A 17692-nucleotide genomic window follows, 5' to 3' on the forward strand; every position below is an offset into this window, starting at 1 on the left:
AAAATTTAACTTTTAAAGCTTTTTCAGGCTGTCGACGTCAGCGATATTCTGCACTGTGGAACCTTTGGCAATCCGCTTGGCCAGCCCAGACAGCACTTTGCCGGGACCGATTTCGATGTAATTGGTAACGCCCAGCTCTTTCATTTTCAGCACTGATTCGTCCCACCGAACTGCCGCACAGACCTGTTCGACAAGCAACGGCTTGACCCGCTCAGTCTCCTGATACGGAGCTGCTTCGACATTACCTACGACCGGGCATTTGAGCTCACCGACGCTTACCCCAGCCAATACTTCAGCCAGGCGTTTGGCGGCCGGTTCCATTAGCGCAGAATGAAAAGGAGCACTGACCGGTAGCGGCAAGGCACGCTTGGCTCCTGCTTCTTTCGCCAATGCCATGGCCCGCTCGACAGCAGTTGCATGCCCGGCAATAACGATTTGTCCCGGGCTGTTAAAGTTAGCCGGTGCAACCACATCACCTTCTGCTGCTTTCTCGCACAGTGCAGCCAACTCGGGAGCATCGATCCCCATGATCGCCGCCATGGCACCGACACCGACAGGTACAGCCTCCTGCATGAAGGTCCCGCGTTGACGTACTGTTTTGACTGCATCTGCCAGCGATAATGCACCAACAGCGACCAACGCCGAATATTCACCGAGGGAATGTCCTGCGGCAAAAGCAGGTTGCAGATCGGTCTCTTGCTCGAGCACACGCAACGCTGCAACACTGGTCGCAAGAATTGCAGGCTGGGTATTGGCTGTCAGCTTCAATTCGTCATCGCTACCACTGAAGCACATAGCAGCCAAATCAAAGCCGAGGGCGTCATTCGCCTCTTCAAAAACCAACTTAGCAGCATTGAAGTTCTCCGCCAGGTCTTTACCCATCCCTGTATACTGTGAGCCCTGACCGGGAAACAGAAAAGCATTCATATCTTTATTTATCCGTCGTTATTGAGTTTACGGAACATTACCAGCGGAGCAGAGTTCCACCCCAGGTAAAACCACCACCAAAAGCAGTCAACAGCGCCAGATCACCCTCCTTCAGCTTACCGCCACGATTCGCTTCATCAATAGCGATCGGAATGGTCGCGGCCGAGGTATTACCATACTTGTTGACATTGATAAAGCTCTGCTCTTCAGTCAGCTTCAGACGTTTGACGGTTGCTTCGAGAATACGAATATTGGCTTGGTGGGGGATGAATTGACCAACGTCTTTGCTGGTATAGCCGTTATGCTTAAGCGCTTCTTTCGAAACCTCCGTCATCATGCGGACGGCATGTTTGAAGACCTCGTTACCCTGCATTTTCAGGAACGGAAGCTTTGCCTCAATTCCTTCCTGCGAAGCCTGGTGCCTGACACCAAAGCCCGGCTGGTAAAGCAGCTCGAGATAGCTGCCGTCTGTATAGAGATGTGAAGAGAGGACTCCAGATTCGCTCTCCTGCGCTTCGAGCACTACGGCGCCAGCGCCGTCACCAAAAAGGACACAGGTATTGCGATCGGTCCAGTCGATGCATGAGCGGCTGAAAAGCTCCGCGCCGATCACCAGCGCCTTTTTTCCGCGCCCGGCCATGAGGAAATCATCTGCGCTCGCCAGGGCATAAAGAAAACCACTGCAGGCAGCCGACACATCGTAGGCGTATGCATTCTTAGCACCGATATTGTTCTGGACGATACAGGCCGTCGCTGGCCAGGGGTAGTCACCGGTGATGGTCGCCAGAACGATGACATCGATCTCATCAGCAGCAACGCCAGCCATTTCCAGAGCACGCTGCGCGGCTTTGGTGGCTAGATCGGATGTGAACTCATCATCGGCAGCAATGCGGCGTTCTTCGATGCCGGTGCGGGCGACAATCCAGTCATGGTTGGTTTCGACCATCTTTTCAAGATCGTAGTTGGTCAGAACCTTTTCCGGGGCATAGGACCCAGTTCCGATAACACGTGACTTCATAGCCGGTTCTCCTTTTTCCAAGACATCGTCATTACAAAAAAATACAGAGATCAACCAATGTCGATCAAACGTTCTTCAATCTTGATCCGGGCAAACTCTGTTGCCTGCCGAATTGCAATACTGATCGCCACAGGATCAGAGCTGCCATGACAGATAATACCGGTTCCCGCAATGCCGAGTAGCGGTGCACCACCATATTCGGCCGGATTAATCTTCTTCTTGAATGCAGCAAACGCCGAACGGCTGAGCAGATACCCCAGCTTGGCCAACGGCCGACTTTCGATTTCGCGCTTGAGCATAGTGCCAATGGCAACAGCCAGGCCCTCGGAAACTTTCAGCAGCACATTGCCGGTAAAACCATCACAAACGACAACATCGACCGAACCATTATAAACGTCACCCCCCTCAACGTAGCCGACATAGTTCAGATCGGTTCCCTTGAGCATCTGATGAGTTTCGCGGGTCAGGTCGTTGCCTTTCTTTTCCTCTTCACCATTCGACAGCAAACCAATTTTGGGGCGGTTCTTGCCGAGCACCTGCTCGACATAGATGCTGCCCATGTAAGCAAACTGGAACAGGTTGATCGGCTTGCACTCGACGTTGGCCCCCATGTCGAGAACCATAGTCTGCCCTTCCAGTGTCGGCACCAGGGTCCCAATTGCCGGGCGGTCAATCCCCTTGACTCTTTTCAGAACAGCCATCCCTGCTGCCATGGTGGCACCGGAATTGCCGGTACTGACAACCGCAGCGGCTTTACCTTCTTTGACCAGCTCGAATGCAACCCGGATCGACGAGTCTTTCTTTTTTCTGACAGCGTCGGATGCAGAATCGTGCATACCGACGACTTCGCTGGCGTGCTGGATTTCAATGGCAAGGCCAGCGGTCTGATGTTTGGCGAGTTCAGCTTGAATCTTTTCGGTATCACCCACCAAAATGGTCTCACAACCATATTGCCGGGCAGCGGCAACAGCACCGGCAACCTCGGCTGCCGGTGCTGTATCACCGCCCATAACATCAATAGCAATTTTAAGCGACATGTTAAGCAATAACTGCTTTAGATTTCGTCGCTATCGAGGATCTCTTTACCTTTATAGGTACCGCAGCTTGCACAAACACGATGCGGCTGCTTCGGCTCCTGGCACTGCGGGCAAGTCGAAATACCGGGAGCAGAAATTGCGTCGTGTGCGCGGCGGGTGTGTTTTTTTGCTTTCGATTTTTTACTCTTAGGTACAGCCATCTGTTTTTCTCCTTGCAGCCGAACGTTTGCTCAGCAGGTTTTTTATTGATCAGGCGTTCGCCCGCTTATTTTTAGTCCTGGTTCGAATCGATCTTCAGACCGGCCAGGGCCGAAAACTTGTTATTGAAAATCTTCTTTTCGCAGCCACACTGCGTTTCGTTGAGATTACAACCACATTCACTGCAGAGACCTGCACATTCATCCGAGCAGAGCGGGCTGATCGGCAATGCCATCACGACTTGATCCTGTAGCGGATGAAGCAAATCGAGACAGTCGTCCCGGTAATAAACCAGCCCCAACTCATCGGTTTCCAGCTCGACCTCTTCCTCCTCTTCGTTACCCTCTTGCTCTTCAACGAAAGGGGTAAAGGTCAAAGCGAATTCACTCGCCAAATCGGCAGTATAGCGTTTCAGGCAGCGGCCACAACCAAGTTCGACACTGGTCGAGAACTTGCCATCCAACTCGACCAGCTGGCCCGACTGCTGGAAGCGAAGTTCAAACTGCAGTGGTGCTGTAATATCAACACCCTCTCCCAGCATCTCCCGCAATACCGGAAAATCACTCACTGAAAGACTTAAAGTTTGCTCCAAGCAACCGTTTTTTATATCTTTTAATTCAAGACGCACAACACTGCCCCAGAGCAAAAGTGAACAGTATAAAGAGAGCCTTGATCATGTCAAGGGAAAAGGGCCTTTTGCGCCGATTCAAAGCGGCGAGTTTACTTAGCCCATAACAAGTTAATTTGCAAGGTTTTTTTTAATAAAGAAAATGGTAGTTGTAGGGCTGGTAAAAAATACCAGAAAGAAGCCTGATCATAGGCCCTCAGCTGGATAAAATACAAACAGGACAAAAATGCAATGAACCGCAACGAACAACTGAACAAGATCCATGAACTGCTCGACATCATGACTCAACTTCGCGCCGAAGACGGCTGCCCGTGGGACCGCGAACAGACCCCCTCATCATTGAAGAAACACATCCTCGAAGAAAGCTACGAGTTACTCGAGGCCCTCGACCGTGGTGATGCAGATGAAATTTGTGACGAACTGGGTGATCTACTGCTACAGGTTGTCTTTCAGGCGCAGATCTTTTCGGAAAGCGGGACTTTCGATATGGGGGATGTTGCAGCATCGATCAGCAGCAAACTGAAGCGGCGCCATCCACACATCTTTGGTGACGCAGAGCATGCAGGACACGAAGAGCGGTGGGAACGAATCAAACTGCAGGAGAGAAATGAACGTGGTCAATCGAACACATTGGCCCAGCGCATCCCGTCGGCACTACCGGCCTTGAAGCGTGCAACCAAATTCGCCAAAAAGAAAGGACCAGAACCTCACTATGAGAGCTTGCAACAAATAGAGAACCAGCTTAAAGTCCTGCGACACAACCTATCGGAAAACAACAAAACAACTGCGGACATTGAGCAGGCGATCAGTCTTTTACTGCAAAACACTTGTGAGCTCTGTGCCGCCACCGGCAGCGACCCGGAAGAACTATTGCGACAAAAGACCACCCAACTCATAGCGTCTTATGACAGCAAAAATCAGTTCACCTGAGGTCACAATTTACAAACTCGGCGAAAAACAAACACTTTTGGACATCGTCCACAACAACTGTTGAAAAGTTGTTGAAAAGCCTGTTGATTATTTGATAAGTGCGGCAACAACCGCACTACCCTACATGTTGCCTATTTTTTAGACATTTTTTTAACCTAGTATTTTCAGCAACTTAAGACTATGGGGAATTCAACAGCGACAAATACCAGATAACGAACCTACTTAATTTACATTTTTTTATGAAAGGCGAAAAAAATGTTTATAAGACTGCTATTTCTCTTTACTTTAGTCCCAATACTTGAACTTTACGTGTTGATTGAAGCCGGGAGACAGATTGGCCTGGGAGCAACGATCGCGATGATTTTTTTTACTGGAATCGCCGGAGCCTACCTAGCCCGAAGCCAAGGCTTCGACTTGATCAACAGGATGCAAAAAGACCTCAATGAAGGGCGTGTTCCGGCAGGTGAAATGATGAATGCTGCCATGATTCTGGCCGGAGGCCTGTTGCTGCTGACCCCCGGATTTTGCACTGACCTGCTCGGTTTCTGCCTACTGACCTCGATAACACGCGACGTTTTCAAAGCTTGGGTGCAGAAATGGTTGGAAAAAAAGATCGCCAATGGGGAGATTCACATCTCCCGCTTTCCCGGCTAGCTTTTAGATGCTGCTTTGCGGTTCTTCAGCAACTGTAACCCTCTACCAAACTCATCTACACGCAACAACAGGCAAGCAGCGACAAAGACAATAACTCCAGCGGCAACCGCAGCAAAGAGCACAGAACCGCGCAACCAGATATCTGATCCCTGTTGCCAATCGGTTGTTGCCAGAATTGAGTGGACCACAGCAGCCATCAACAGACAGGCCGGAACAACTTTCAGCAAAGGCCTCCAGAGACTGTTGCTCAACAAAGAACCAACCCGCCCGCGCAGCAGCCAAAGCAGCAAACAGGCATTAAAAAACGACGCCAGCGTTAATGCAACCGCCAACCCCAGATGCTGAAAAGACTGCATCAGCACCAACCCGAGAACCAGATTGACCAGCAATGTCCATAAAGACACCCAAACCGGCGTACGGGTATCTTTCAGAGCATAAAAGGTCTGCGCAGCAATCCGGCTGTAACCGACAAAAAGGAGGCCGGGCGCGTAACAAATCAACGCCATTGCCGTGTTCTGTAAAGCGGCCTGGTCGAACTCCCCACCAAGAAAGAAGAGAGAGTAGATCGGCGTGGCGCAAAGCATCAAACCGACAATTGCGGGCAGGGTAAAGATAGTGATCAGCGACAAGGCAAACCGAAGCGATTGACGCATGCCATCGATATCATCCTCAGCAACCTGCTGACTCATCAGAGGCAAGGCCGCCTGTGCTAGCGAAACAATAAAAATCCCCTGCGGAAACTCGAACAGTCGCTGCCCGTAATAAAGATAGGATACGCTGCCTTCAGGTAAAAATGAGGCCAGCAAACGTGTCACGATAACATTAATCTGATAGATCGCCACGCCGGCAATACCTGGCAGCATCAAAGTCATCACCCGATGCAGGTTCTCATCATGGCGAAAGGAAAAATCGAGCCGTAGGCGAATGCGGTACCTGAATAACACCGGTACCTGCAGCAACAACTGCACAACCCCTCCGAGAAGCACCCCAATCGCCAGAGCGAAGATCGGCTGATCAAACAGTGTACCCAGCGTCAACGCGCTGAGAATCATCGACAGGTTAAGAAACAGAGGTGAAAGAGAAGGCAAAAAGAAATGCCCGCGCACGTTGAGGATACCAGTCAATAAAGCGAGAATCGAGACCAGCCCGATATACGGAAACATTACCCGGTTCAGCTGGTCGGTTAACCTGAGCTTACCGGCTACCTCACCGAATCCATAACCGATCCCCTGCACTATCCAGGGCGAACAAACAACGCCGACACTGACAACCAGCAGCATCACCAGCAAGAGAAGAGTTATACAGCGATTGGCCAAACGCTGGGCCTCTTCTTCCCCCCGCCGATGAAAAACCTCTGAAAAAGTCGGAACAAACGCTGCTGTCAATGAGCCTTCACCGAAAAAACGACGCAGCAGATTGGGAATCGTAAAAGCCATAAAGAAGGCATCGGTAACGAAACCAGCCCCGAACAAACGGGCAACAACCACATCCCTGACCAGTCCAGCAACACGGCTGAGCGAGGTGGCAAAAGCCATAACCAATGTTGCTGCTGCAATTTTTCGTCGACCAAACATTTAGATAAACTTAATCCCAGGATTAAAAGTCATAACCTGCTGAAGAAACGTAACAAAAAGGACACCCATTGGCAAATTCTAACTTGACAGAAGGACAGCTGATGACTATTATCCCGAAGCTTCGATTAGCATATTCAACAAAACAAGGAGAAACAAGGTGGCCAATCATAAATCGGCAGTAAAACGTAATCGCCAAAATGCAGTTCGCAACGCCCGTAACACCCATATCCGCTCGACTATGCGTACCCTGGTCAAAAACGTTCGTGAAGCTGCTGCTGCAGGCGACAAAGATGCAGCAACGACAGCTCTGCAAAAAGCAGTTCCGTACATCGACAAAACTGCGACCAAAGGTGTTATCCACAAAGCGACTGCCAGCCGTAAGATTTCCCGTCTGACCAAGCTGGTTAACAGTATCGGCTAAATCAATTTATTGAAGAACAGAAAAGGGGCTCTCACAGCCCCTTTTTTTATATCTAATTCTTGCGGCACAAACGCAATAATAAACTTTCCAGTAACGCTTCAGCATCCGCACCACTCGACTTCATTGCCAAATCGGTTTCCAGAAAAAGCTCATACGCGCGCCGGAAATCAACCCGCGAAAAACGTTTTCCCTGCGCAATCATCGGCTGCACGACGAAAAATGGCACACCGGCCGTTCCGGCAATATCGCGCGGACTGCAGTTCTGCACCTGCAATTCGCGCACTTTCCACAGCTGACGGAAATGGCGCACCAGCAGCGACAGAATCTTCAGCGGAGCCTCCCCCCCATCGGTCAACTGTTTCGCCAGACTGAGAGCCCGTGCGACGTCTCCCCGGCCGACAGCGTTGCCCAGTTCGAAGATATTCTCACTGCGGCTTTTGGATACCACCGCCTGAACATCACTGACATCGACCAATGTCCGCTCACCAAGGTAAATCAGCAGTTTTTCCAGTTCGCCATGGACTTCATGCAGACTGTCGCCGACCATGCTGCAAAACAGCTCCAGGGCGTCAGCAGAGATGCGGTAGTCACGTTCATCCAGGAAAGACCTGATGTGCCCCGGCAGTTCACGTTCTGTCAGCGGCTTGAACTCGATCAGGGTTCCTGATTTTTTGAATTGCTGGAAAAATTTACGACGGCTGTCGATTTTGTCGGCTACAAGCAGCAGGCAGGTTTCCGGCACAGGATTTTTCAGATAGCTCAGCAATCCGTCCATCTCTGAGGCAGGAAGCAAGTGAGCATCTTTAATGGTTACCAAACGATGGCTGGCGAAAACTGGAAGGGTCTGAGCGGCGTCAATAATAGTCACCGCAGTCGCTTCTTTGCCAAAAAACTGATTATCGTTGAAATCATCCTTTTCCGCCAGCAATACAGCCTTGCGCACTTTACGTACAGCGCGTTGAAGCAGAAAAGGTTCTTTTCCGTAAAGAAACAACAGAGCAGGAACTTCGCCTGCATTCAGGTCGCGAAACAGCTCATTCGCAGTCATCGGCAAACCCGCTAAAAATCGTCCAGCATGCGGGTAAGGATCTCTTCCGACAACCGCAGGCTAATTTCCTCAATCGCTTCCTTTTCATTGTCATTCTGCAGGTTTTTGTCATCAGCCGCGAGATAATCTTCCGACCATGAAACACTCCCCTGCCACAGCAGCCGGCCGTCAGCAATCGAGCGCAAAGAGACCTGTGCCACCATGGTTGCACGATATTCGCTGATATCATCATCGGAGTCGTAAGACAGCGCCCGGGTACGGTAATCACTCACGGTCCCTTCAAGAATGGCTTCTGCCTGCTGTTTGTCTTCAACTAATGAAATATTGCCATTGCGGGCAAAGACGTAACTGATATCGTTGCTCACGCGGTTTTCCAGCCGAGCCTCGGAGGTTCGATTGGTAAACAGGGGAGCATAAACCCTCGTTACTCCCCCCGGCAAAGATTCTCCCTTACCTGGGAAATGATAACCGCAAGCGGTTACCAACAACAGCAATGTCAGCAGCAGCCAACGCATCAGGACACCACGATATTGATCAGGCGGCCGGGCACAACGATAATCTTGCGCACCTGCTTGCCCTCGACAAAACGCTGCACGTTCGATTCGGCCAAAGCTGCCTTTTCGGCCGTTTCTTTATCTGCATCGACAGCGATTTCAACCTTGCCGCGCACCTTACCGTTAACCTGAACCACCAGAGTGATCTCATCAGCCACCAGCGCAGCATCATCCCACTTCGGCCAACCAGCCTTTTCAATGCTCTCATTGTGTCCGAGAACTTCCCACAGCTCTTCACAGGCATGGGGAACAAAAGGATTGAGCAAGCGGACCACAGCCTCCAACGCCTCGCGCAGCACTCCCGGGTTCTGCTCTCCATCCTTGAAAGCATAGATAGCGTTAACCAGCTCCATAACCGCCGCTATGGCCGTATTGAAGTGGAAGCGGCCATCGACATCTTCGGTGACCTTTTTAATCGTCTGATGGGTTTTACGCCGCAGGTCGGCCGCACTACCGGAAGCGTCACTTGGAATCTCAGCAGAACCGATCAGCTCCATATTGTCGAGCACGGCACGCCAGACGCGCCCGAGGAAACGGGAACAGCCTTCAACTCCCTGCTCGTTCCACTCCAGATCTTTCTCCGGCGGTGCTGCAAACAGGGAGAACAGGCGCGCTGTATCGGCGCCATACTGGTCGATCAAAGCGTTCGGGTCGATGACGTTCTTCTTCGACTTACTCATCTTCTCGGTACGGCCCAACTCGGCAGTCTTGCCGCAGAGAGTGCATTTGCCGTCTTTGATCTGCTCAGGGTAGAGCCAGCCATGCTCGGCACAGCGTTGGGTTTCCATGCAGACCATGCCCTGGGTCAGCAGGTTGGTGAAGGGCTCGTCGACATCAATCATGCCAAGATCACGCAGAACCTTGGTAAAGAAGCGTGCGTAGAGCAGGTGCATGACCGCGTGCTCGATACCACCGATGTATTGATCGACCGGCATCCAGTAGTTGGCTGCCTCTTTGTCGAGCGGACCATCGGTGTAATCGGGGCAGGCATAGCGGGCGAAGTACCAGGAACTCTCAACGAAGGTGTCAAAGGTGTCGCTCTCACGTCGGGCGGCCTTGCCGCACTTCGGGCAGTCGACCTTGAGGAACTCTTCGTGACGGGCCAGCGGTGAGCCACCCTCGCCGGTCAGCTCAACATCATCCGGCAAAATAACCGGCAGGTCTTTTTCAGGAACCGGCACTGCACCACAGCTGTCGCAGTAGATAACCGGAATCGGAGTGCCCCAGTAGCGCTGACGGGAAACACCCCAGTCACGCAGACGGAAGTTAACGGTCTTGCGACCTTCGCTACGCTCATCGAGATAGGCGGCGATCTTCTCTTTCGCCGATTCATTATCGACACCGTCAAACCGGCCTGAGTTGACCAGCGAGCCCGGGCCGACATAGGCCTCTTCCATCTGCTCAGCGATCAGCTCATCTCCTTCAGGCTGAATAACCACGGTGATCGGCAACTCGTACTTGCGGGCGAACTCGAAATCACGCTGATCATGGGCCGGAACCGCCATGACCGCGCCGGTACCATAATCCATCAAGACGAAGTTGGCGAGGAAGACCGGAATCTTGTTGCCGTTGAGCGGGTTGATACAATAGGAACCGGTGAAGACACCCAGTTTCTCCAGATCGCCGCTGGTGCGTTCGATTTTGTCCTGGCGTTCAACCTTGGCGACGAACTCGTCGACGGCAGTTTTTTGCTCAGCAGTCACCAGCGTTTTGGCCATCGGGTGTTCCGGTGCCAGACTCATGAAGGTCGCACCAAACAGGGTGTCGGGACGGGTGGTGAAAACCTTGACCTGCTCTTCGCTGTCGGCAACCGGGAACTCGATCTCGCAGCCGTAGCTCTTGCCGATCCAGTTGCGCTGCATCGCCAGCACCCGTTCCGGCCAGCCGGGCAGTTTGTCGGTCCAGTCGAGCAGCTCGTCAGCATAATCAGTAATCTTGAAAAACCACTGCTCCAGCTCTTTCTGCTCAACCAGGTTATGGCAACGCCAGCAGCTGCCATCTTCAACCTGCTCATTAGCGAGAACGGTCGCACAATCCGGGCACCAGTTGACTGAAGAGCCTTTCTTGTAGGCCAGTCCTTTCTCGTACATTTTCAGGAAGACCAGCTGTTCCCAGCGGTAGTAATCGGGATGGCAGGTTGCGAACTCGCGTTGCCAATCATAGGACAGGCCGATCCGCTCGAGCTGCTGACGCATGCTGTCGATATTTTCGTAAGTCCATTTGGCCGGATGGGTTTTGTTTTCGATCGCGGCGTTTTCCGCCGGCATGCCGAAAGCATCCCAGCCCATGGGGTGCAGCACATTGAATCCCTGCATCCGTTTGAAACGGGCAACCACATCACCGATGGCATAATTACGAACGTGCCCCATGTGAATTCGTCCGGAAGGATACGGGAACATTTCCAGCAGGTAATATTTTTCCTTGGAGGGATCTTCGGTCACCCGAAATGCTTGATCCTGCCGCCACTTCTCCTGCCATTTACGTTCAACGTCTTTTGGGATGTACTGCTTTTCCATATATCCTCCGTAACGGGGCTTTTCACCGTCACTTTTCGCATCTTGAATTCAGTGAGTATATACACGAAAACCGGCACAAGCCGGTATCGAGTTTTAACAATTATTGTCGGAGTCTACACCGTAGAGGCGGCAGCAGCTTGTTCTCTTCTGCAGCAGCCACAATCGCAACCTTATTTGGCCCGATAGGTGATTCTTCCGCGAGTCAGATCGTAGGGAGAAAGTTCTACCGTCACCCGGTCACCAGGCAGAATACGGATGTAGTATTTACGCATTTTACCGGAAATATGGGCCAGAACGACATGATCGTTATCCAGCTTAACGCGGAACATGGCGTTCGGCAGTGGTTCGACAACGGTACCTTCTACCTCGATTGCTTCTTCCTTGGACAAGGGATCCTCCTGAGCTTGCTTCGTTACAAATTTATCTGGAATGGCGACTTATTACATGTTCGCAGGCAACTGTCAAGTTTACAACAACAGTTACCAGCCTTAACTTTCTTTCTGCAATAACCGTTTGGTGACATCGACGACCTGCGCTGTCTGAATCGGCTTACAGAGATATTCCGTGGCACCGAGAACCGTTGCCCGTTCCCGGTCAAGGGCCGCTCCCTCTGTGGTGATAACAACAATCGGCAGATCACTGTACTGCTGATCGTTACGTAGCAGGCTGATCAGCTTCAAGCCATCCATCAGCGGCATATTGATATCTGTCAGCAGCATGTCGTAACGCTCGCTCGACATCAACTTCAATGCGGCAATGCCATCTCCCGCTTCATCAATCTGCAAACCGGGAATCCTGCGCAGGGCAAAAACGATCAATTGACGCATGGTCGGCGAATCATCTACCACCAGTACTCTTGCAGTTTGCATAATCTCCCCTCTTCATATCCGTGGCCACCCGTCGCATTCCGGGCAAACAAAATGTAACGATTTCAATCCACCGGAGCAAAAGGCCGGCAACGATATTCAATCTCCTGCAACATTTTTTTCAGTGGGACCACCTTCTCGACCAGCCCAGTCAGCATCGCCTCTTTGGGCATACCGTAAACCACACAGGATTCTTCCGCCTCGGCCAGCACGCGACCGCCCCGCTCGGCAATTTCTTTCACCCCTGCGGCACCATCGTTGCCCATCCCGGTCAAAACGACCCCGAGGGTCTTTGCACCGTAAATCCGCGCACCGCTGCGAAACAGAACATTGGTCGAGGGGGTATAAATCTGATCATCCGGAGGATCGACAATACGAACCCGAACATCGTCAGATGTCTCCTCTAGCTCAATATTTTTGTTGCCTGGACAGATCAGAACCCGGCCGGACTCCAAGCGATCCCCGTCAGCAGCCTCCTTAACATCCATCACCGAATACTCGTTCAGACGCTGGGCAAAAGAGAGGGTAAAACCCGGTGGCATATGCTGAGTGACAACCACCGGCACCGGCAATTTTTCATGCAGATTGGAGAGCAAATGATGCAGTGCAGGTGGGCCACCCGTTGAGCACCCGATCAACAGCACAGACGATTTATAGTCGGTTGATCTGCGCGGAAAGCGAGGCTCAACCGGGGCTTCCTGCTTCAGCTCCAGGCGTCGGCGAATTTTTTCACCGCTCAACTGTGCCGCGCTGGCAACCTTTGCGATCAAATCGTCCTGTATATTGTAAAGGTCGGAGCTTTTTGCCCGCGCCGGCTTAGCAATAAAGTCGATCGCACCCAGGTCAAGGGCCTTAAAAACATCCTGCCGGTCGCTCTGTGAAGAGATCACAATAACCGGCACAGGGTAGTTCTGCATGATCAGGCGCAGTAGTCCGAACCCGCCCATGCGTGGCATCTCGAGATCGAGGGTGACCACGTCAGGCTTCAGGTCGATAATCTTTTTCAACCCCTCTTCGCCATCAATGGCATAACCGACAACACGAGTATCCGAATCGGATTCCAGCATTTTACCAATCGACACGCGACTGAACGCAGAATCATCCACCACCAGCACCCGGGTCACAGAACACCCCCTGCGCGCTTCCGTTCGGGACGCTGATAAACCATATCATGGGTAAAATGACGCAGATCGAACTCGGTGCTGATATTCATCAACGACTCAGAATGTCCGAGCAATAAAAAACCGCCGCTGTGCAACTGATCATGCAAACTGGAGATGACTTTCTTTTTCGCTTCACTGTCAAAATAGATAATGACATTTCGGCAGAAAATCGCATCCATCTTGCCGAGAAGAGAAATGCGCTGCTGATCGAGAAGATTCAGGTGACTGATGCTGACAAGTTGCTTGACCTGATCCGATATCCGCAGTTTGCCATCCTGATCGGTAAAATATCTGTCGATATAAAAATCATCGGTGCTGCGGAAAGACCCCTTACCGTAAATCCCTTCACGCGCCAGAGACAGAATCTGCTTGCTGATATCAGTACCAATGATCTCGACATTCCAACGCCGGATCTCCGGGTTCTGCATCAGTAACATGGCAATCGTGTAAGGTTCTTCTCCCGACGAACAGCCGGCACTCCAGATACGCAGGCTGCGATCACCGCTGCCACGCTTCTTCTGCATAATCTCCGGGATGATTTCATCGGTGAAGGTTTTCAGCTGAAAATCCTCGCGGAAGAAATAGGTTTCATTGGTCGTCAGCAGGTCGATGACTGTGGAAAGCTCTTCATCCCTGTCGCGACTGTAACGTAGTTGATAATAGTAATCCTTGAAGCTCTCCAGGTTCAGCTGAGTCAGACGACGATTCAGGCGCTTTTCCAACATGTATTTTGATTCAATGTCGAAATGCAGACCGCAGTGATCGTAAATAAAATCACGAATCTGGCGGAATTCATCTTCCGACATTTTTATGTCAGGCTTAAAAACAAACATAACCGTCTAAATGCCCACCACACCGTTACGCAAAACGATTTCAATTGCCTGACAAACCGCCGGGTCGGCTTCTTCAGCCAAATACTCTTCGAGCTGCAAAAGAGTCTGCCGATCGGCTTTTTTCCCAATTTCACGCACCGCCTGCAGTCGAACTTCTGCACGTGCATGGGTGAGCAGCTCCTCAGCAGGCTTCTGAGCACACAAGAGACGAACCGCTGTTACATAAACTTCCTGATCTTCGTGCTCAAGCGCCTGCTGCAACAGAGGCCCAGCCTCGTCACCAAGCAATCGCTGCGCAGCCTCCAACGCAGCGATAGTGACAAGACCGACCGAATCCATATACCCAGTCTCAATAATTCCCTTTACATCAACCTGGCCATCTGCCGGCAAAGCACGCAGCGCTTCCATCCGCACCCAGGGATCCGAATCTTGCAGGGCGTGCTTGAGAACAGGAATTGAGCGCTCAGCAGGGAAAAATCCGATCGCCGCAGCAGCCAGTCGTCTGACATCGGCAACTTCATCGGTCAACGCAAGGGAGAGTCCTGAGAAAAGATGAGCGGACCGTTGTCCGGTTAAACCACGCAACGCCTCGCACCGCACCTGCGCATCAGCATCTTTAAGCGCCAGCAACAGCTGCTGATCGGTCGACTTCGGTGGCAATCCACCGAGGGTCTTCACTGCCAACAAACGCATTTTCGGGGTTGTTGCTTCCAGGAACGGCGATACCGTCTTGATAATCCCAGTCGCATCCAACCTGCCGATCAATGCCAGGGCCGCTGAAGCGGCTTCGCGCACTTCGGCGACGTCATCTTCCAGCAGATCACCGATTGCGGCGATAGAAGCTGTCGCCCCAATCTTGCCCAAAGCAGTCACACCAGCGTAGCGGAACTGGGGATCCTTAGAGGCTAGCGCAGCTGTTGCCAGTTCGCACACCTTGTCATCCATCAGTTCACCGAGCAGGAAGATCAAAAACAGGGCGTTCTCATCATCCAACGATGTTTCGTCCACCAGGGCGCGCCAGATAACGGCGGGAATTAGCCTCGCAGCATGAACAACATCGGCCCGCAACTCTTCTTCAGCTAGCAGCGGTAGAATGCGATTAACGAGATTAACATCGGGGAAGAGACTGAGAATATAGCAGGCAGAACGGCGGAAGTTAATATCCTCATGCTGCAGATAATCGAGCAGTTGACCAATCACCTGGTCCGGCTGCTGATTAACGTCCGGACATTTCCCATCGACCAATGACTGGATCAACTGACCGCACGCCAACAATGCCGACTCACGATTTTTACGGATCGGGTCGGAAAGGCCTTTAAGCAAAACGGTAATTCCCGCTTCGTCCGCCAGCTGTCCCAGACATTTGAAAACTGAACGTCGCAGAAGAACGTTCTCACTGTAAGGCAGGACCTGGGACGCCGGAACGCCTTTGCCGATGGAGGTCAAAGCTTCAAAAATAGCAAATTGCAATCCGGTATCAGACGACTCAAGCAACACCAGTAGAGAATCGATAGCAACATCCGACCCGATCTTGCCCAGAGTCTCCACAACAGCATAACGAACGTTTTCATCCTCGTCGTGCAGGAACGGAAGCAGTTTGTCAGCGCAACCTGCGTGACAGATTTCTCCCAGGATATCGACGATAAATTTACGCACTTCTGCGTCTTCGGACGAGAGCCGCTCGACAAGGAACCTGCTGATTTTATTTCCCAGGGCGATAAGAATTTCGATAGCCGCGTTACGCAAGCCGGCGTTATCAGGATGTTTGAGTTGATCGATGACCAGCTCAACACGCGACACGGCATCGGGCTGTTGCATAAAATAGCCGATCGCTTCTTTACGTACCCGCCAGTCTTCGTCGCCGAGCGCCTGCAGGAAAAGCCTATCTTCAAACGTTGATAAAGCCGCTAAACTACGCGCAGCCTGCAAACGGCTATCGACGTGAGCATCCAGCAACATTTTTTCCAGTTCCGACAAATCCACTCTTTGCTCCATCCGATAACGCTACGAGTTCCGCTGGTAGTCCTGGCAAGCGGAAATAAATGCCTGTCGCAAAAGCTCACCCGCCATCTCTTTTGCCTGTGGCAGGCGCGAAACCAAAACCCTCTCCCCTTCCGCCAACGGCTCCCTGAGCAGATGCAGCTGTGTCGTGGCATCCGCTCTTTTTTGCAATCGATCATGGTGGTAAAGCAGGATATCTGCCACCAGCAGCTTGGCCAAGGCAGATGCTCGCTCGGTCACCGCCTCATCGGCCAAAGTTCTTTCACCAGCATCAGTCCGAATCTGTTCGACTCGCGCAACCTGCTCCGTCAGCGATGGGAAATACTCCGCCAACTGTGGCAACAAACGATCACCGATATGGTGCAACTCCAGGTAAGCATCTGCGCCGTACAAGGAATCTGGTCGTTTTTTATAGGCCGTGCGGTTATAAACCGACGACAGTAGAATAATTCTGCAGTCGCCCGGCCCTTTTGTTGTAAGCTCATCTATCAACTGGAAAGGGAATATTCCCTCAAAAGCAACGTCGACCAGAAGAACCAGTTGCCTTTTGTTCCTTAGCGCCAAAACCTCTTCTCGGCTAGAGCAAATTTCAACCTCAACCGTCAGGTGAGACAAACGCTCCTGCAGCAGGTGGCAAACGATTTCGTCTTCGTGAGCAATAGCAACGGTCAACTTTTCAGTCGGCCTGCGAACCTTGAACCTGGTGCCGCATTGCGGACACTTGAGCAGCAGGCTGTCTATCGGTTTGCCTGAGCGATACCGTAACCGGCGATTGCATTGCGGACAAACAACAAGCATCGATTCGTCAGTCGCCCGCTACCAGGGTTCCGGATTCCAGCTGACTCATGTCGATAGTCGCCTCAAAAGCCAGTAATTTGCGCGGATCGAGCAGCATCATAAGCTGGTCCCCTTTGCGGCAAACACCAGGAAAAAACTCAGCTTCCGGCCCGGACAGGTAATAGGGGGTCGGGCGCACATCGGCCGGGGAGCAAGCAACAACTTCTGTCACCTCATCGGCCAGTAAACCAACAATCCGGCCATCAATCGCGCAGATAACAATCCGTTGTTTCTTTTCTTTTTCGGCGAGAGCCGGCAGCCCGAAGCGCCGCCGCAAGTCGACAACAGGAATAACGGCTTTGCGCAGGTTGATCACGCCATCGACGTAGGCAGGTGCTTTTGGCACAGCCACGATCGGCAAGGTGCGGATGATCTCCTTGATACACATGATATCGAGCGCATAAAATTGCTGCCCGACCCGCAGGCAAGCAACCTTGATCGGCTTGACTGCACGTTCAGCTGTATCTGTAGCAAAGTCGTTCATGAC

At 51.9% G+C, this 17692-nt stretch carries 19 protein-coding genes; 3 read left to right on the forward strand and 16 right to left on the reverse strand.

The window, feature by feature from the left end; genetic code table 11:
- Window positions 1-12 precede the first annotated feature (12 nt).
- The 5 genes from fabD to BUB13_RS03210 form a co-directional block, all read right to left on the reverse strand.
- Window positions 13-927, reverse strand: coding sequence for an ACP S-malonyltransferase (gene fabD / locus BUB13_RS03190; protein ID WP_072905519.1), 915 nt, complete (start codon window positions 925-927; stop codon window positions 13-15).
- A gap of 37 nt (window positions 928-964) precedes the next feature.
- A complete protein-coding gene (locus BUB13_RS03195) occupies window positions 965-1945 on the reverse strand; it encodes a beta-ketoacyl-ACP synthase III (RefSeq protein WP_072905521.1) in 981 nt (326 codons plus the stop codon).
- Between the two features lie 50 nt (window positions 1946-1995).
- Window positions 1996-2982 carry a phosphate acyltransferase PlsX gene (plsX, locus tag BUB13_RS03200; protein ID WP_072905523.1) on the reverse strand — a complete coding sequence of 329 codons (987 nt, stop codon included), beginning with the start codon at window positions 2980-2982 and terminating at the stop codon, window positions 1996-1998.
- Between the two features lie 17 nt (window positions 2983-2999).
- On the reverse strand, window positions 3000-3182 hold the full coding sequence (gene rpmF / locus BUB13_RS03205; RefSeq protein ID WP_072905525.1) for a 50S ribosomal protein L32: 183 nt from the start codon (window positions 3180-3182) through the stop codon (window positions 3000-3002).
- 71 nt (window positions 3183-3253) lie between these two features.
- The gene (locus BUB13_RS03210; protein ID WP_161947615.1) at window positions 3254-3748 is read right to left on the reverse strand and encodes a YceD family protein; all 495 of its coding nucleotides are present in this window, start codon (window positions 3746-3748) and stop codon (window positions 3254-3256) included.
- 291 nt (window positions 3749-4039) lie between these two features.
- Here BUB13_RS03210 and BUB13_RS03215 point away from each other — a divergent pair, with 291 nt between their 5' ends.
- Entirely contained in the window at window positions 4040-4738 is a 699-nt protein-coding gene (locus BUB13_RS03215) for a MazG family protein (protein WP_072905529.1), read from the forward strand.
- 255 nt (window positions 4739-4993) lie between these two features.
- A complete protein-coding gene (locus BUB13_RS03220; protein WP_072905531.1) occupies window positions 4994-5392 on the forward strand; it encodes an FxsA family protein in 399 nt (132 codons plus the stop codon).
- On the opposite strand, the gene murJ is transcribed toward BUB13_RS03220, so the two are convergent.
- Complete coding sequence (gene murJ, locus BUB13_RS03225) at window positions 5389-6966, reverse strand: murein biosynthesis integral membrane protein MurJ (RefSeq protein WP_072905533.1); 1578 nt, start codon at window positions 6964-6966, stop codon at window positions 5389-5391. The genes BUB13_RS03220 and murJ overlap by 4 nt on opposite strands.
- Before the next feature lie 157 nt (window positions 6967-7123).
- Between murJ and rpsT the strand changes: the two genes are divergently transcribed.
- Window positions 7124-7387 carry a 30S ribosomal protein S20 gene (gene rpsT, locus BUB13_RS03230; RefSeq protein ID WP_072905535.1) on the forward strand — a complete coding sequence of 88 codons (264 nt, stop codon included), beginning with the start codon at window positions 7124-7126 and terminating at the stop codon, window positions 7385-7387.
- A gap of 52 nt (window positions 7388-7439) precedes the next feature.
- On the opposite strand, the gene holA is transcribed toward rpsT, so the two are convergent.
- From holA to BUB13_RS03280, 10 genes are all read right to left on the reverse strand, one after another.
- Entirely contained in the window at window positions 7440-8435 is a 996-nt protein-coding gene (holA, locus tag BUB13_RS03235; protein WP_072905537.1) for a DNA polymerase III subunit delta, read from the reverse strand.
- Window positions 8436-8446: 11 nt separating this feature from the next.
- Window positions 8447-8950 (reverse strand): LPS assembly lipoprotein LptE, encoded by a 504-nt coding sequence (lptE, locus tag BUB13_RS03240; protein ID WP_072905539.1) that lies wholly within the window; start codon window positions 8948-8950, stop codon window positions 8447-8449.
- Window positions 8950-11505 carry a leucine--tRNA ligase gene (gene leuS / locus BUB13_RS03245; RefSeq protein ID WP_072905541.1) on the reverse strand — a complete coding sequence of 852 codons (2556 nt, stop codon included), beginning with the start codon at window positions 11503-11505 and terminating at the stop codon, window positions 8950-8952. The genes lptE and leuS overlap by 1 nt, the downstream gene beginning before the upstream one ends.
- A gap of 170 nt (window positions 11506-11675) precedes the next feature.
- Window positions 11676-11894: a translation initiation factor IF-1 gene (infA, locus tag BUB13_RS03250; RefSeq protein ID WP_072905543.1), complete on the reverse strand. Its 219-nt coding sequence runs from the start codon at window positions 11892-11894 to the stop codon at window positions 11676-11678.
- Between the two features lie 99 nt (window positions 11895-11993).
- On the reverse strand, window positions 11994-12374 hold the full coding sequence (locus tag BUB13_RS03255; RefSeq protein WP_072905545.1) for a response regulator: 381 nt from the start codon (window positions 12372-12374) through the stop codon (window positions 11994-11996).
- A 62-nt stretch (window positions 12375-12436) separates the two neighbouring features.
- On the reverse strand, window positions 12437-13495 hold the full coding sequence (locus BUB13_RS03260; protein ID WP_072905547.1) for a protein-glutamate methylesterase/protein-glutamine glutaminase: 1059 nt from the start codon (window positions 13493-13495) through the stop codon (window positions 12437-12439).
- The gene (locus tag BUB13_RS03265) at window positions 13492-14367 is read right to left on the reverse strand and encodes a CheR family methyltransferase (RefSeq protein WP_072905549.1); all 876 of its coding nucleotides are present in this window, start codon (window positions 14365-14367) and stop codon (window positions 13492-13494) included. The genes BUB13_RS03260 and BUB13_RS03265 overlap by 4 nt, the downstream gene beginning before the upstream one ends.
- A gap of 6 nt (window positions 14368-14373) precedes the next feature.
- Window positions 14374-16350, reverse strand: coding sequence for a HEAT repeat domain-containing protein (locus BUB13_RS03270; RefSeq protein ID WP_072905551.1), 1977 nt, complete (start codon window positions 16348-16350; stop codon window positions 14374-14376).
- A 21-nt stretch (window positions 16351-16371) separates the two neighbouring features.
- The gene (locus tag BUB13_RS03275) at window positions 16372-17166 is read right to left on the reverse strand and encodes a TFIIB-type zinc ribbon-containing protein (protein ID WP_072905553.1); all 795 of its coding nucleotides are present in this window, start codon (window positions 17164-17166) and stop codon (window positions 16372-16374) included.
- A 7-nt stretch (window positions 17167-17173) separates the two neighbouring features.
- Window positions 17174-17689 (reverse strand): chemotaxis protein CheW, encoded by a 516-nt coding sequence (locus BUB13_RS03280; protein ID WP_072905555.1) that lies wholly within the window; start codon window positions 17687-17689, stop codon window positions 17174-17176.
- Between the last annotated feature and the right edge of the window lie 3 nt (window positions 17690-17692).

It is taken from the genome of Malonomonas rubra DSM 5091, assembly GCF_900142125.1.
Lineage (GTDB): Bacteria > Desulfobacterota > Desulfuromonadia > Desulfuromonadales > Geopsychrobacteraceae > Malonomonas > Malonomonas rubra.